Origin of the sequence: Bradyrhizobium yuanmingense, from assembly GCF_029167105.1 — a bacterium.
In the GTDB taxonomy this organism is placed as follows: domain Bacteria; phylum Pseudomonadota; class Alphaproteobacteria; order Rhizobiales; family Xanthobacteraceae; genus Bradyrhizobium; species Bradyrhizobium yuanmingense_A.
In genome coordinates, this window is record NZ_JARFML010000008.1 from 75,457 (window position 1) to 89,866 (window position 14,410).

Annotated in this window: 11 protein-coding genes; 7 read left to right on the plus strand and 4 right to left on the minus strand. The window is 65.6% G+C overall.

The window, feature by feature from the left end; translation table 11 throughout:
* Window positions 1-50: 50 nt before the first annotated feature.
* The 4 genes from P0R31_RS12585 (at window position 51) to P0R31_RS12600 (ending at window position 5,003) form a co-directional block, all read left to right on the plus strand.
* Window positions 51-602, plus strand: coding sequence for a TRAP transporter small permease (locus P0R31_RS12585; RefSeq protein WP_275514341.1), 552 nt, complete (start codon window positions 51-53; stop codon window positions 600-602).
* Window positions 593-1,885, plus strand: a complete 1,293-nt coding sequence (locus P0R31_RS12590) for a TRAP transporter large permease (RefSeq protein ID WP_275514342.1) — start codon at window positions 593-595, stop codon at window positions 1,883-1,885. Before P0R31_RS12585 ends, P0R31_RS12590 begins: the two co-directional genes overlap by 10 nt.
* A 22-nt stretch (window positions 1,886-1,907) precedes the next feature.
* A complete protein-coding gene (locus P0R31_RS12595; RefSeq protein WP_275514343.1) occupies window positions 1,908-2,714 on the plus strand; it encodes an SDR family NAD(P)-dependent oxidoreductase in 807 nt (268 codons plus the stop codon).
* 162 nt (window positions 2,715-2,876) lie between these two features.
* Entirely contained in the window at window positions 2,877-5,003 is a 2,127-nt protein-coding gene (locus P0R31_RS12600; protein WP_275514344.1) for a molybdopterin oxidoreductase family protein, read from the plus strand.
* Here P0R31_RS12600 and P0R31_RS12605 read toward each other — a convergent pair.
* Window positions 4,976-6,355, minus strand: a complete 1,380-nt coding sequence (locus tag P0R31_RS12605; RefSeq protein ID WP_275514345.1) for a caspase family protein — start codon at window positions 6,353-6,355, stop codon at window positions 4,976-4,978. The genes P0R31_RS12600 and P0R31_RS12605 overlap by 28 nt on opposite strands.
* 166 nt (window positions 6,356-6,521) lie before the next feature.
* On the opposite strand from P0R31_RS12605, the gene P0R31_RS12610 reads away from it, so the two are divergent.
* Window positions 6,522-7,304 (plus strand): enoyl-CoA hydratase/isomerase family protein, encoded by a 783-nt coding sequence (locus P0R31_RS12610; protein WP_275514346.1) that lies wholly within the window; start codon window positions 6,522-6,524, stop codon window positions 7,302-7,304.
* A gap of 133 nt (window positions 7,305-7,437) precedes the next feature.
* Here the strand turns inward: P0R31_RS12610 and P0R31_RS12615 are convergent, their stop codons facing one another.
* The 3 genes from P0R31_RS12615 to P0R31_RS12625 form a co-directional block, all read right to left on the minus strand.
* Entirely contained in the window at window positions 7,438-7,866 is a 429-nt protein-coding gene (locus tag P0R31_RS12615; RefSeq protein ID WP_036043888.1) for a GlcG/HbpS family heme-binding protein, read from the minus strand.
* Complete coding sequence (locus P0R31_RS12620; RefSeq protein WP_275514347.1) at window positions 7,859-10,852, minus strand: FAD-binding and (Fe-S)-binding domain-containing protein; 2,994 nt, start codon at window positions 10,850-10,852, stop codon at window positions 7,859-7,861. The genes P0R31_RS12615 and P0R31_RS12620 overlap by 8 nt, the downstream gene beginning before the upstream one ends.
* Window positions 10,853-10,955: 103 nt before the next feature.
* Window positions 10,956-11,702, minus strand: coding sequence for a GntR family transcriptional regulator (locus tag P0R31_RS12625; RefSeq protein ID WP_275514348.1), 747 nt, complete (start codon window positions 11,700-11,702; stop codon window positions 10,956-10,958).
* Window positions 11,703-11,835: 133 nt separating this feature from the next.
* Here P0R31_RS12625 and P0R31_RS12630 point away from each other — a divergent pair, with 133 nt between their 5' ends.
* Complete coding sequence (locus tag P0R31_RS12630) at window positions 11,836-13,038, plus strand: pyridoxal-phosphate-dependent aminotransferase family protein (RefSeq protein ID WP_275514349.1); 1,203 nt, start codon at window positions 11,836-11,838, stop codon at window positions 13,036-13,038.
* Between the two features lie 130 nt (window positions 13,039-13,168).
* The gene (locus P0R31_RS12635; protein ID WP_275514350.1) at window positions 13,169-14,368 is read left to right on the plus strand and encodes a pyridoxal-phosphate-dependent aminotransferase family protein; all 1,200 of its coding nucleotides are present in this window, start codon (window positions 13,169-13,171) and stop codon (window positions 14,366-14,368) included.
* The last annotated feature ends 42 nt before the right edge of the window (window positions 14,369-14,410 follow it).

Consider the following 14,410-nt stretch of genomic DNA (forward strand, 5'->3'; position numbering starts at 1 on the left):
GGGTCCGGCGTCGCCGCCAAGCGGCACCGGATCCCGTGAGGAGGCGCGGGATGACAGACCCACACGTCGCAAGTCACGAGCAGGGGGCCGTAGCAACACGCCCGTCCACCGGCTTGCTGTCACGGGTCAATGCCCCCATCGCGCGCCTTGGCATGTACCTTTCGGTCACCGGCCTGCTCGTCATCGTCGCCATCGTCTTCTACCAGGTGTTCGGACGTTATGTGCTCAACTCCAGCCCGACCTGGACGGAGAACCTGGCGCTGGTCCTGATCCTCTACGTCACGCTGATCGGCGCCGCCGTCGGCGTACGCGATGCCGGGCATATCGGCATGGACAGCCTGCTGGTCATGCTCCCCGATCACGCGCGCGAGAAGATCGAGATCGTGATCCACGTTCTGGTCGCCGTGTTCGGCCTTGCCATGGCCTATAACGGCTGGATCCTCGGCGCGTCGGTCGGCACCGTGAAGATCCCCAATCTCGGCCTGCCCGAGGTGATCCGCTACGTGCCGCTGTTCGCCTCCGGCATCCTGATCGTCTCGTTTTCCATCGAGCACATCATTGCTCTCCTGCGCGGCGAAGAGGTCGTCCCCTCATGGAACTGATCATCCTCGGCGCCACCTTCTTCGGCTTTCTGATCCTCGGCGTACCAGTCGCCTTCGCGATCGGCCTGGCGGCCATCTGCACCATCCTCTACGAAGGCCTGCCGGTCGCCGTCATCTTCCAGCAGATGATGTCGGGGATGAACATCTTCTCCTTCCTCGCCATTCCGTTCTTCGTCTTCAGCGGCGAGCTGATGCTGCATGGCGGTGTCGCCGACAAGATCGTGCAGCTCGCCAAGAACCTCGTTGGGCACATCCGCGGAGGTCTCGGCATGTCGAACGTGGTCGCCTGCACGCTGTTCGGCGGCGTCTCGGGCTCGCCGGTGGCCGACGTGTCGGCGATGGGCGCGGTGATGATCCCGATGATGAAGAAGGAGGGATACGACACCGACTACGCCGTCAACGTCACCACCCACGCCTCGCTGGTCGGAGCCCTGATGCCGACCAGCCACAACATGATCATTTATGCGCTGGCGGCCGGCGGCAAGGTCTCGATCGGCGCGCTGATCGCGGCCGGCCTCCTGCCGGCGCTGGTGCTGATGGTCTGCATGCTGGTTGCCGCCTACGCGGTCGCGGTCAAACGCGGTTATCCCGCCGGCAAGTTCCCGGGCTGGGCCGAGGTGGTCCGCTCGCTGGCGGCCGCGCTACCGGGGCTTCTGATCGTCGGCATCATCCTGGCCGGCATCCTGTCCGGCGTCTTCACGGCAACCGAATCGGCGGCCATCGCCGTCACCTATTCGATCCTGCTGACCTTCTTCATCTACCGCACCATGACCTGGGGCAACTTCCTGCGCGCCGCCGCCAAGGCGGTGAAGACGACCGGGGTGGTGCTGCTGCTGATCGGCGTCTCCACCATGTTCCAGTACCTGATGGGACTTTACGAGGTGGCGGATCTCGCCGGCGCGATGATGAACAAGTTGTCGACGCAGCCCTGGGTGATCTTCCTGCTCATCAACATCATCCTGTTCGTGCTCGGCACGTTCATGGACATGGCGGCAACGATCCTGATCTGCACCCCGATCTTCCTGCCGATCGCGATGAAGGCGGGCATGGACCCGGTGCAATTCGGCATGCTGATGCTGATCAATTGCGCCCTCGGGCTCAACACGCCGCCGGTCGGAACGACGCAGTTCGTCGGCTGCGCCATCGGCGGCATCTCGGTCGGCGCGGTGATGCGCACCATCCTGCCGTTCTACGTCGCCTTGATCGCAGCACTGATGTTCGTGACCTACGTCCCTGCATTCTCGCTGTGGCTGCCGCGCCTCTTGATGGGCTACAAGGGCTAGCAGCACCAGGGAGATTCTGTCAGTGACGGACTATCGCAAACTCTTCGATCTCACCGGCAAGACCGCGCTCGTTCTCGGCGCCGCATCCGGCATCGGCAGGTCGTCGGCCGAAGCGCTTGCGGATCTCGGCGCCCGCGTCGTCTGCGCCGATCGCGCGCGCGATGCAGCGGAGGCGACCGCTGCCGGCATTCGCGACAAGGGCGGCTGGGCGGACGCAGCTGGCTGCGACGCCGCGAGCGCCGCGGACGTCAACGCGCTGGCCCAAACTGTGATGCAGAAATTTCCGCGGCTCGACATCGCGGTGACGACGCCCGGGCTCAACATCCGCAAGACCATCCTCGACTACACCGAGGAGGATCTCGACCGCGTCCTCAACCTCAACGTCAAGGGCACGATCTGGTTCTTCCAGGCCTTCGGCCGCATCATGGTCGCGCAGAAGGGCGGCAGCATCATCGCCTGCTCCTCGGTCCGCGCGGTGACCATCGAGCCCGGTCTCGGCGTCTACGGCTCGACCAAGGCTGCGATCGGCCTCCTGGTGAAGGGCTTTGCCTCCGAGGTCGGCCACGCCGGCGTGCGCGTCAACGCGATCGCCCCGAGCATCGCCGAGACCGCGCTGACCGGCCCGTTCAAGCAGCGCCCCGACATCTACAATCTCTACGCCGGCCACACCGTGTTCAACCGCTGGAGCAGCGCCGACGAGGTCGCAACCGCCGTCGCCTATCTCGCCTCGGATGCCGCAAGCTATGTCAGCGGCAGCACGCTGTTCGTCGACGGCGGCTGGACCGCCGTCGATGGTCCGCCGACCGGTCTTACCCAGTTGCACAAATAGCAAAAGGCGCAGCTCGGGTTCCATCTGCACGTCATGGCGAACTGCCGGGTGCCCTTCGCGGTTGCGGCAGGAACGCGGACGCGGGCGGTTTGAGCAAATCGCATGGGGCTTGCCGGATAAATGCGCTCGGCTGGCCGGTATTTTGGTGTTACGAACTGGGACATGAACCAGCACGCCAAGATCAGCCCGAAGATCGAGATTCGCCATTCGACCTGTCCGCATGATTGCCCCTCGGCCTGCGCCCTCGATGTCGAGGTGGTCGAAGGCCGCAGCATCGGCCGCGTTCGCGGTTCGAAGAAGCAGACCTACACCGCCGGCGTCGTCTGCGCCAAGGTCGCCCGCTATGCCGAGCGCATCCATCATCCCGAGCGGCTGATCTATCCGCTGCGCCGCACCGGCCCCAAGGGTTCTGGTCAGTTCGCGCGGATCTCCTGGGACGAGGCGTTGGACGAGATCGGCCACCGCTTCAATGCGGCCGAGCGCGAGTTCGGTGCGGAATCGATCTGGCCCTATTACTACGCGGGCACGATGGGCCTCGTGATGCGCGACGGGCTCAACCGCCTCACCCATGTGAAGAAATATTCGCGCTTCTATCAGACCATCTGCGCCAATGTCGCGCGCATCGGCTTTGCGATCGGCACCGGCAAGATCGCCGGCGTCGACCCGCGCGAGATGGCGCTGTCCGATCTCGTCGTGATCTGGGGCACCAATCCCGTCAATACCCAGGTCAACGTGATGACGCACGCCTCGCGCGCCCGCAAGGAGCGCGGCGCGAAAATCGCGGCGATCGACATCTACGACAACGAGACCATGAAGCAGGCCGACATCAGGATCATCCTGCGGCCCGGCACCGACGGCGCCTTCGCCTGCGCCGTCATGCATGTCCTGTTCCGCGATGGCTATGCCGACCGCGCCTACATGGACAAGTACACCGATTGCCCGGACGAGCTCGAGGCGCATCTGAAATCACGCACGCCGGAATGGGCCTCGGCGATTTGCGGCGTCCCGGTGTCCGAGATCGAGGCGTTCGCCAAGGCCGTCGGCGAGACCAAGCGGACCTTCTTCCGTCTTGGCTATGGCTTCACCCGCTCGCGCAACGGCGCGACGCAGATGCATGCGGCGCTGTGCATTCCCGCGGTGACCGGCGCCTGGCAGTATGAAGGCGGCGGCGCCTTCTTCAACAATTATGCGCTGTGGCACTTCAACGAATCCATCATCGAAGGCCACGACGCGATCGACAAGACCACCCGCGCGCTCGACCAGTCGCAGATCGGACGTATCCTCACCGGCGATGCCGAAGCTCTGCAGGGCAAGGGCCCGGTCAAGGCGATGCTGATCCAGAACACCAATCCGATGACGGTGGCGCCGGAGCAGGCGCTGGTTCGGCAGGGCTTTGCGCGCGAGGATCTGTTCGTGGCGGTGCACGAGCAGTTCATGACCGAGACGGCGCAGATGGCCGATATCGTGCTGCCGGCGACCATGTTCATGGAGCATGACGACCTCTATTACGGCGGCGGCCATCAGCACATCTCGGTCGGGCCGAAGCTGATCGACCCGCCGGGCGAATGCCGCTCCAACCACGAGGTGTTGCAGGCGCTGGCACCGCGGCTGGGCGCCAGGCATCCGGGCTTCGAGATGAGCCCGCGCGAATTGATCGACGCCACGCTGAAGCTGAGCAATCACGGCGACATCGCCGACCTCGAAGCCGACATCTGGCGCGACCTGCAGCCGGATTTCCGCACCTCGCATTATCTCGACGGCTTCGCTCACGCCGACGGAAAATTCCATTTCAAGGCCGATTGGGCGCATCCGCCGTTCGGCGTGACCATGGGCGACGTCGATGCGATGCCCGATCTGCCGGACCATTGGGCGGTGATCGAGCACGCCGACCAGTCCCATCCGTTCCGGCTTGCGACCAGCCCCTCGCGCAGCTTCCTCAACACCACCTTCAACGAGACGCCGTCCTCGCAGGCACGCGAGGGCAGGGCCAGCGTGATGATCCACCCGCTCGACGCCGCCGCGCTCGGCATCGCCGATGGCGATGCGGTGACGCTCGGCAACGGCCGCGGCGAGACCACGCTGATCGCGACGCTGTTCGAGGGCGTGCGGCGCGGTGTCCTGATCGCCGAATCCGTTCACCCCAACAGCAACCACATCGGCGGCCGCGGCATCAACACGCTGACGGGCGCGGACACCATCGCGCCGATCGGCGGCGCGGCGTTCCACGACAACAAGGTCTGGATCAGGAAGGCGGCCTCAGCTCAAGGCGTGCACTCCGTGACGCCGTAGCCTGCGAATTCCTTCAAAATGTTCGGGTTCATCGACTTCGCCTGCGCGATATCGGTGGCGCCGTCGCCGCCGCTTCTGCGCGCAGCGATGCCGCGGCCGAACAGCGAGGATGAGGAGCGCGGGTTGCGCTGGATCGCGTCGGTATAGTCCTTGGTCGCCTCGGCATTGCGCCCGAGCTTGAGGTTGACGAGGCCGCGGCTGTCGAGCGCATCGCTCAAGCCGGGGTTGATCTGGAGCGCCAGATTGCAGTCGGCGAGCGCGCCTTGCGGGTCGCCCGTCGCAGCCCGGCTCCAGCAGCGGTTGTTCAGGGCTTCCGCGTCCTTGGGCGCGCGGCGGAGCACCGCGTCGAAATCCTGTATCGCGAGCGCATAGGCGCGCTTGATCGCGTAGACTTGGCCGCGCTTGTAGCGCGAGGTGACGTCGTTGGCGTTGGCGGTGATCCTGCGGCTGAGATCGGCGATGACGGGATCTCGTGCCAGTTCGTCCGCATTCGGGGCGGGCTCCGCCTGCGGTACCTCGCAGACCGGCTTTAGCGGCTCGGGTGTCTGCACCTCCGGCTTGGCCGTGTCGTCCCGTGGCCGCGTCGCCGGGCTTGCGAACGAGAACTCCGTCGTCAGCGAGGAGGACAGCCAGGGTACTTGCTCGCGGTTGGTGGCGGCAACCACGCCGTTCTTGGTGTTGGTCAGGGCCTGCTCGGCGCTGATGTTCGGCGCGCGCATTTCGCGCAGCAGTTCGGCGACGAACAGGCTGCGATCGGTCTTGCCGGTCGCCGTGACCGCGCCGAGCGCGGCGGAGTAGAGCACCAGCGTATTGCTCGGTGCGATCGCCGGTGCCAGGCCAGCCGAATAGCGGCGGAAGCGCCGCTCGAACGGGTTGCGGCGGGAGGCGTCGATCAGCGCGATCTTGATGGCGGCACCGCGCGTGTTCATCTCGGCGAGGATGGCGTCGAGGCCGAAGCCGTCGCGCGAGACGTCCGGCTCAGTCCAGATCTGGGCGTCGACCGGCAGCAGATAGGTCTGACGGTTGGACTGGATGGCAAAGCCGTCGAAGAAGATCAGCGCCACCGCGCCGCGCTCGATGCGGTCGTAAAAACGGCCCAGCACCTGCCGCATGGCATCGCCGGTGAGATTGCTCTGCCTGTCGACGACAAAGCCGCCGCGCTTCAATTCCTCGGCGACGTCCTGGGCATCGTTGGCGACCTCGCTCAGGACGAACTCATTGTCGGGATATTTCGCGTTGCCGATCACCAGCGCGATCTTCGCGGCGTCGGCCGCATGGCATGCGGCGCCGCCGCTCAGCACAACCAATCCTGCCAGCAACAACATCAATGCGGCGCGCATGAAATGGCTCATCGGTGATCAAATCTCCGGTCAGGATAACGCGCGCAAGCCCCAGTTCAATCGCGAAGCGAAGTTGCGCCCACACGCTATGGTGAGGCGATCCTGCAGATTGCCCTTGCGCGCGCCGCCGGTCCTGCCGCAAATGGCTGCAAAACGGGACCAAGCAAGTGAGCATGCCATGACCGACACCACAGCAATCATCACGGAAAAGCGCGGGCAGGCGTTCTGGATCACCATCAACCGGCCGGAGAAACGCAACGCGCTGAACGGCGAGGTCATCGCCGGGATCACGAAAGCCTATCGCGACGCGCATGAGGACAAGGACGTCCGCGTCATCGTGCTGACGGGCGCGGGCGACAAGGCGTTCTGCGCGGGCGCCGACTTGCAGAATTCCGGCGCGGCTTTCGCGATGGATCATTCTAAACCAAATGTCGACTATGCCGATCTGTTACGTTTGTCACAGAACGCCACCAAGCCGGCAATTGCGCGCCTCGGTGGCGTCTGCATGGCCGGCGGCATGGGCCTGCTATGCATGACCGACATGGCGGTTGCGGCCGATCACGTCGTCTTCGGCCTGCCGGAGGTGAAGGTCGGCGTGTTCCCGATGCAGGTGCTGAGCCTGCTCCAGCGCATCGCTCCGCCCCGTCTCATCAACGAATGGGCGCTCACGGGCGAGCCGTTCGACGCCAAGGCCGCGCTGGCCGCCGGCCTGCTCAACTATGTCGTGCCTGCCGCCGAGCTCGATGCCAAGGTCGACTGGCTGATCGGCCGCATCGTCGACAAATCCCCGACCGCGATCCGCCGCGGCAAATACGCCATGCGCGCGATCGCCTCGATGTCGTTCGACGAGAGCATCGCCTACACCGAAAGCCAGATCGCGCTGCTCGCGATGACCGAGGACGCCAGGGAAGGCCTGAAAGCGTTCAGCGAGAAGCGGAAGCCGGTCTGGACGGGGAGGTGAGGAGGCAGGGGCACTGCTCTCTGCTGTCATTCCGGGGCGCGCCACTTCGCGCGAGCCCGGAATCCATTTGTCGACATAATCTGCTGCACCATGGATTCCGGGCTCGCGCTGCGCGCGCCCCGGAATGACAATCTCACCCCGCGTTCGCCTTCAGCCCCGCCGCCTGGATCCCCGCCACCGCGCAGGCCTCGTCATTGTCGGAGGTGTCGCCGGAGACGCCGACCGCGCCGAGCAGAGTCGCGCCGTCCATGATCAGCACGCCACCGGGGACCGGCACCAGTGCGCCCTTGGCAATCGTGTTCACAGCATCGATGAAATAGGCCTGCTCCTGCGCGCGCTGGAACAGCGCGCGCGAGCCCATGCCCATGGCGAGCGCGCCATAGGCCTTGCCATGCGCGATCTCGGCGCGCATCAGGCTGGTGCCGTCCTGCGCGGCCGCGAGCTTGAGCACGCCGCGCGCGTCCAGGATGGTGACGACCAGCGGCTTCAGCTTCAGCTCGCCGGCCTTCGCGAAGGCTGCGTCGAGGATTTTTCGGGCGGTGTCGAGGGTAAGGTCAGCCATGGCTGGTTTCCTTTGCAGCTGGAGAAATGGGGTTGGACTTGACGCGATCGAGGCTTTTGGCGCGATCGAGGCTCATGGCCAGCACGCGGGCGACGTGAAGCGCTTCGCGCTTCGTGCCGTCGTGGATCTGGTGCCGGCAGGAGGTGCCGTCGGCGACGACCAGCGCAGTTTGATCGGCGCGTCGTACGGCCGGCAGCAGTGACAGCTCGGCCATCTCGATCGAGGCATCGTAGGTATCGGCACCATAGCCGAACGCGCCGGCCATGCCGCAGCAACTCGACTCGATGGTCTCGACCTCAAGGCCCGGGACGAGGCGCAGCACCTGCTCGACCGGCTTGAAGGCGCCGAAGGATTTCTGATGGCAATGGCCGTGCACCACGGCCTTGTCCGCGACGATGCCGAGCGGCAGTTGCAGCCTTCCGGCCTCGGCCTCGCGCGCCAGAAACTCCTCGAAGGTCAGCGCGTGGGCGCCCACCGCCCTGGCTTCGTCGTCCTTGCGCAGCGAAGCGAGCTCGTCGCGCAGCGTCAGGAGGCAGCTCGGCTCGAGGCCGACGATCGGCACGCCGCGCGCCGCGTATGGCGCGAATGTCGAAACCAGCCGGTCGAGCTCGACCTTGGCTTCGTCGACGAGGCCGGCTGACAGGAATGTGCGGCCGCAGCACAGCGGGCGGCTCCCACTCACCGGCTTCGGCAGATGCACGCGATAACCGCCGGCCGTGAGCACGTGCAGCGCGGCGTCGAGATTCTCGCGCTCATAGATGCGGTTGAAGGTATCAGTGAACAGCACGACCTCGCGACCGTCCGTAGGCCCGACGCTTTCGGCCGGCGGCACGAACACATCACTGCGGAAGGCGGGGAGGGCCCGGCGCGCGCTGATGCCGGCAAAGCGCTCGAACAGCCTTCGCAGCAGCGGGCTGCCGTTGCGCAAATTCGCCAGCGGCGCCAAGCGCGAAGCAAGGCCAGCATAGCGCGGCAGATATCCGACCAGCCGGTCGCGGAGCGTCAGCCCGTGAGAGGCGGCGCGTGCGGCCAGCACCTCAATCTTCATCTTCGCCATGTCGACGCCGGTCGGGCATTCGTGGCGACAGGCCTTGCAGGAGACGCAGAGCTTCAGCGTCTCCATCATCTCGTCGGACGATAGCGCATCAGGGCCGAGCTGGCCGGAGATCGCGAGCCGCAGCGTGTTGGCGCGGCCGCGCGTGACGTCCTTCTCGTTGCGCGTGGCGCGGTAGGACGGGCACATCACCCCGCCCTCCAGCTTGCGGCAGGCGCCGTTGTTGTTGCACATCTCGACCGCGCCCTGGAAGCCGCCGCCGGCGCCGGGGTAAGCCGACCAGTCGAGCTTCGTCTTCAGCTCGCCGACGCGATAGTCGGGCTTGAAGCGGAACAGCGAGCGGTCGTCCATTCTGGGCGCATCGACGATCTTGCCGGGATTGAGCACGCCGGCGGGATCGAAACGCTGCTTCACCTCCCTGAAGTCGGCGACGAGACGTTCGCCGAACATGCTCTCGTGGAATTCCGAGCGCACCAGGCCGTCGCCGTGCTCGCCGGAATGCGAGCCCTTGTACTCGCGCACCAGCGCAAAGGCCTCTTCGGCGATGGCGCGCATCGCCTTGACGTCCTTCTCCAGCTTCAGGTTCAGAACGGGGCGCACATGCAGGCAGCCCTCGGAGGCGTGCGCGTACATCGTGCCGCTGGTGCCGTGCCTGGCGAACACGTCGTTCAGCCGCGCGGTGTAGTCGGCGAGGTGCGGCAGCGGCACCGCGCAATCCTCGACGAAGGAAACCGGCTTGCCCTCCTGCTTCATCGACATCATCACGTTGAGGCCGGCCGCGCGGAAATCGGCGATGCCGCTCTGCAGCGCCGGCTCGGTGATCTCCACCACGCCGCCCCATTTGCGCGGCTCGTTGTTCCAGCCGAAGCCGAGATCAGCCATCAGCTCGCTGAGCTGTTTGAGGCGCACCAGATTGTCCGACTGGTCTTCTTCAGCGAATTCGACCACCAGCACGGCGTCCGGATCGCCCTTGATCGCCGCCGAGATGATCGGACGGAACATCGCGATGTCGCGGCCGAGCGCGATCATGGTGCGGTCGACCAGCTCGACGGCGATCGGTTTGAGCTTGACGAGGTGCTGGGCCGCATCCATCGCCTCGTAGAAGCTGCCGAAATGGCAGACCCCAAGCGCCTTGTTGCGGATCACGGGCCACAGCTTCAGCTCGACCTTGGTGGTGAAGGCGAGGGTGCCTTCCGAGCCGATCAACAGATGCGCCATGTTGTTCGGCGCATTGCGCGGCACCAGCGCATCGAGATTGTAGCCGCCGACGCGGCGCTGCACCTTTGGGAAGCGCGCGGCGATCTCGTCGGCCTCGCGGCTGCCGAGGTCGAGCATGTCGCGGAACAGGGCGCGGGTACTGTTGCCGGCCTCGAGGTCGGAGAGATCGCGCGCGACCTCGCCAAAACGGCTCAGCGTGCCGTCGGCGAGGCTGGCCTCCATCGACAGCGTGTTGTCGCGCATGGTGCCGTAGCGAAGCGAGCGGCCGCCGCAGGAATTGTTGCCGGCCATGCCGCCGATGGTGGCGCGGGAGGCCGTGGAGACGTCGACGGGAAACCACAGGCCGTGCTTTTTGAGCTGACGGTTGAGGTCGTCGAGCACGATGCCGGGCTCCACCACGCAGGTGCGGCCTTCGACATCGAGCGACAGGATCCGGTTGAGGTGCTTGGATAGATCGATCACGAGGCCGTCATTGACGGTCTGCCCGCATTGCGAGGTGCCTCCGCCGCGCGGGGTGACCTTCAGCCCCTCGTCGCGCGCGATCGCCAGCGCCCGCAAGGCCTCGTCCATGGTCTTGGGGACCACCACGCCTGATGGCATGATCTGGTAGAACGAGGCGTCAGTGGCGTAGCGGCCGCGGCTGAAGCCGTCGAACAGCACGTCGCCGGTCAATTCCGACCGCAGGCGCCGTTCGAGCGAGGAGGCGTTCGTCATCCCTGATCCCAGACTGACCCGGCGAGGCTCAGCCTTGCTGGGATATTCATTGTGGTTCCTGACCGACTATATTGTGAATGCAAAATGGGCAAGCCGGGCGCCCTCAAGGCGATGCCGGCGCGCCCTCTTGGGGCTCGGTCAGGTGCTCGATCGCTGCCGTCCGTTTGTTGCGCAGATGCTGGAACAGGATGTCACTGAGCTCGCTCCCGGCGCGGCGGCGCAGCGCATCGAGGATGGCCTCGTGCTCGCGCATGGCTTCCGCCCAGCGCTGCCGCTTGCGGGCGAAATTGGCGGAGTAGCGGACGCGGCGAATGCGGCCGGCGAAATTGGCGTAGGCAATCTTCAGCGTATCGTTGCGTGCGGCATCGACGATGCTCTCGTGGATGCGCTGGTTGGCCTGGAAATAGCCGTGCATGTCGCGATGCAGGTAATGGCCGTACATCTCGTAGTGCAGCTGCTCGATCGCCGTGATTTCCGCATCCGTTATGGCTTCGCAGGCGAGGCGCCCTGCCAGGCTTTCCAGGCCTGCCATGACGTCGAACAGTTCCTCGAGATCGCGCTGGCTGAGCTGGCGCACCCGTGCGCCGCGGTTGGGCAATAGCTCGATCAGGCCCTCGGCGGCGAGCACCTTGAGCGCCTCGCGCAACGGTGTGCGGGAGATGCCGAGCATCTCGCAGAGCTGCCGCTCGGGAACGCGCGCGCCTTCAGGAATATTGCCTTCGACCACGTAATCGCGCAGCCGCAGCAGGATCTCGCCATGCAGCGAGGGCTCGTGACGGTTTTCCTGGCGATCGCCATTGCCGGCGGACGGGGTGATCGGAACCCCGGTGTCGGGAATCGTGGATTTCATTTGCAGCACAGTAGTTTGCCCGGTTGATCGCGTCGACGCTCGCAATCGAATACCAGATTTCGATTGAAGGGACAAAAAATGAATGCAAAATGGCCGGCAGAGCCGGCCATAACCCGCCGAAAGGGAGCTTTGCATGCCTCAGGGACGCCATTTCCTACAGATTCCGGGCCCGAGCCCGGTCCCCGAGCGCGTCCTGCGCGCGATGGACATGCCTGTCATCGACCACCGCAGCACCGAATTCGGCGAGCTCGGCCGCACCGTGCTCGAAGGCAGCCAGCAGATCTTCCAGACCAGGGGGCCGGTCGTGATCTTCCCCTCGTCGGGGACCGGCGCCTGGGAAGCCGCGATCGTCAACACGCTGTCGCCGGGCGACAAGGTGCTGATGGTCGAGACCGGCCATTTCGCCACCATGTGGCGGCAGATGGCGGGGCGCTTCGGCGTCGAGGTCGATTTCGTCCCGGGCGACTGGCGCCGCGGCGCCGATCCCGCGGTGATCGAGGCCAAGCTCTCCGAAGACGCCGCGCGCACCATCAAGGCGGTGATGGTCGTGCACAACGAGACCTCGACCGGCGCGACCAGCCGCATCGCCGAGATCCGTGCCGCGATCGACCGCGCCTCGCATCCGGCACTCTTGATGGTCGATACCATCTCCTCGCTCGGCTCGGTCGACTATCGTCATGACGAGTGGAAGGTCGATGTCAGCGTCAGCTGCTCGCAAAAGGGTTTCATGCTGCCACCCGGCCTCGGCTTCAACGCGATCTCGGACAAGGCCCTGGCTGCGTCCAGGACCAACAAGATGCCACGGTCCTATTTCGACTGGGAGGAGATGCTCAAGCCCAACGCCAAGGGCTTCTTCCCCTATACGCCAGCGACCAATCTGCTCTACGGCCTGCGCGAGGCGATCGCGATGCTGCTGGAGGAGGGGCTCGACAATGTCTTTGCCCGGCATCAGCGCCTGGCGGCCGCGACGCGGGCCGCGGTCAACCATTGGGGCCTCGAAGTGCTCTGCCAGGAGCCTTCGGAGTTCTCGCCGGTGCTCACAGCGGTGCTGATGCCGCCGGGGCATGATGCCGATCAGTTCCGGAAAGTCGTGCTCGACAATTACAACATGTCGCTCGGCTCGGGCCTGTCGAAGGTCGCCGGCAAGGTCTTTCGCATCGGCCATCTCGGCGAATGCAACGCGCTGACGCTGCTCGGCGCGCTCACCGGCGTCGAGATGGGCCTGTCGGTAGCCGGCGTGCCGCACCGCTCCGGCGGCGTCGATGTCGCGATGAAGCTGCTGCAGCAGCGCCCGCAGGGCAATGCGGCGCCGCATCTGAAGATCGTCGGCACGTAAGGTGGTCGGATGGAGCGGCCGAGGGCGGGTCGCCACGCTATGCAGAACGGCCCTTTGGAGGAGAGGACAAGCCGGTCAAATGGTGCTATTCGGCGCCCACCAAACCAAGGCAAGACCGGGAAGGACGCCGATGACCGTGCATACTGGAAGGCATTTCCTACAAATTCCAGGACCGACCAACGTGCCCGACCGGGTGCTGCGGGCGATGGACATGCCGACGCTGGACCATCGCGGTCCGGAGTTCGCCGAGCTCGGTTTTGCCGTGCTTGCCGCAATGCAGCGCGTATTCCGCACCAAGCAGCCCGTGATCATCTTCCCCTCGTCCGGTACCGGCGCCTGGGAAGCGGCGATGGTCAACGTGTTCGCGCCCGGCGACAGGGTCTTGATGTGCGAGACCGGCCAGTTCGCCGTGCTGTGGCGCGGCATCGCCGACAAGTTCAAGCTCGATGTCGACTTCATCCCGAGCGACTGGCGCCACGGCGCCGATCTTGCCGAGATCGAGAAGCGTCTTGCCGCCGACAAGCAGCACGCCATCAAGGCGGTCTGCGTCGTGCACAACGAGACCTCGACCGGCTGCGTGACGCCGCCGCTGGAGGTGCGCAAGATCCTCGACCGCATTAAGCATCCGGCGCTGCTGATGGTCGACACCATCTCCGGCCTCGGTTCGATGGAATATGAGCACGACGCCTGGGGCATCGACGTCTCGGTCGCGGGCTCGCAGAAGGGCCTGATGCTGCCGCCGGGCCTCGGCTTCAACGCCGTCTCGGAGAAGGCGCTCGCGGTCGCCAAGGCGAACCCCGGCATGCGCTCCTACTGGGATTGGCAAGAGGTCATCAGCTTCAACAAGCTCGGCACCTTCCCCTACACGCCCGCGACGAACCTGCTCTACGGCCTGCGCGAGGCGGTGAAGATGCTGGAGGAGGAGGGCTTGGAGAACGTCTGGACCCGCCACAAGCGCCACGGCGCCGCGACGCGTGCTGCGGTCAAGGTCTGGGGCTTGGAGACGCAATGTGCCGATCCCGCCGCGCATTCGCCGGCGCTGACCGGCGTGCGCGTGCCCGAGGGCTTTGATGCCGACGCCTTCCGCAAGGTGGTGCTGGAAAACTTCGATATGTCGCTCGGCACCGGCCTGAACAAGGTCAAGGGCAAGGTGTTCCGCATCGGCCATATCGGCCATTTCAACGATCTGATGCTGATGGGCACGCTCGCCGGCGTCGAGATGGGCCTCGACCTCGCAAAGATCCCGCACCGGAGCGGCGGCGTATTGGCGGCCATGGACGTCCTCAAGGGACGCGACGTGGTGCCGATGACCACGGCTCAAGTCGCCTAAGGCTCAGGTTGCCTGAGGGCGGCCTGGCTGAACTGTAGTGAA

Coding starts and splice junctions, on each gene's coding strand:
- P0R31_RS12585 (WP_275514341.1), top strand. CDS start 51: ATGACAGACCCACACGTCGCAAGTCACGAGCAGGGGGCCGTAGCAACA.
- P0R31_RS12590 (WP_275514342.1), top strand. CDS start 593: ATGGAACTGATCATCCTCGGCGCCACCTTCTTCGGCTTTCTGATCCTC.
- P0R31_RS12600 (WP_275514344.1), top strand. CDS start 2,877: ATGAACCAGCACGCCAAGATCAGCCCGAAGATCGAGATTCGCCATTCG.
- P0R31_RS12605 (WP_275514345.1), bottom strand. CDS start 6,355: ATGAGCCATTTCATGCGCGCCGCATTGATGTTGTTGCTGGCAGGATTG.
- P0R31_RS12610 (WP_275514346.1), top strand. CDS start 6,522: ATGACCGACACCACAGCAATCATCACGGAAAAGCGCGGGCAGGCGTTC.
- P0R31_RS12615 (WP_036043888.1), bottom strand. CDS start 7,866: ATGGCTGACCTTACCCTCGACACCGCCCGAAAAATCCTCGACGCAGCC.
- P0R31_RS12620 (WP_275514347.1), bottom strand. CDS start 10,852: ATGACGAACGCCTCCTCGCTCGAACGGCGCCTGCGGTCGGAATTGACC.
- P0R31_RS12625 (WP_275514348.1), bottom strand. CDS start 11,702: ATGAAATCCACGATTCCCGACACCGGGGTTCCGATCACCCCGTCCGCC.
- P0R31_RS12630 (WP_275514349.1), top strand. CDS start 11,836: ATGCCTCAGGGACGCCATTTCCTACAGATTCCGGGCCCGAGCCCGGTC.
- P0R31_RS12635 (WP_275514350.1), top strand. CDS start 13,169: ATGACCGTGCATACTGGAAGGCATTTCCTACAAATTCCAGGACCGACC.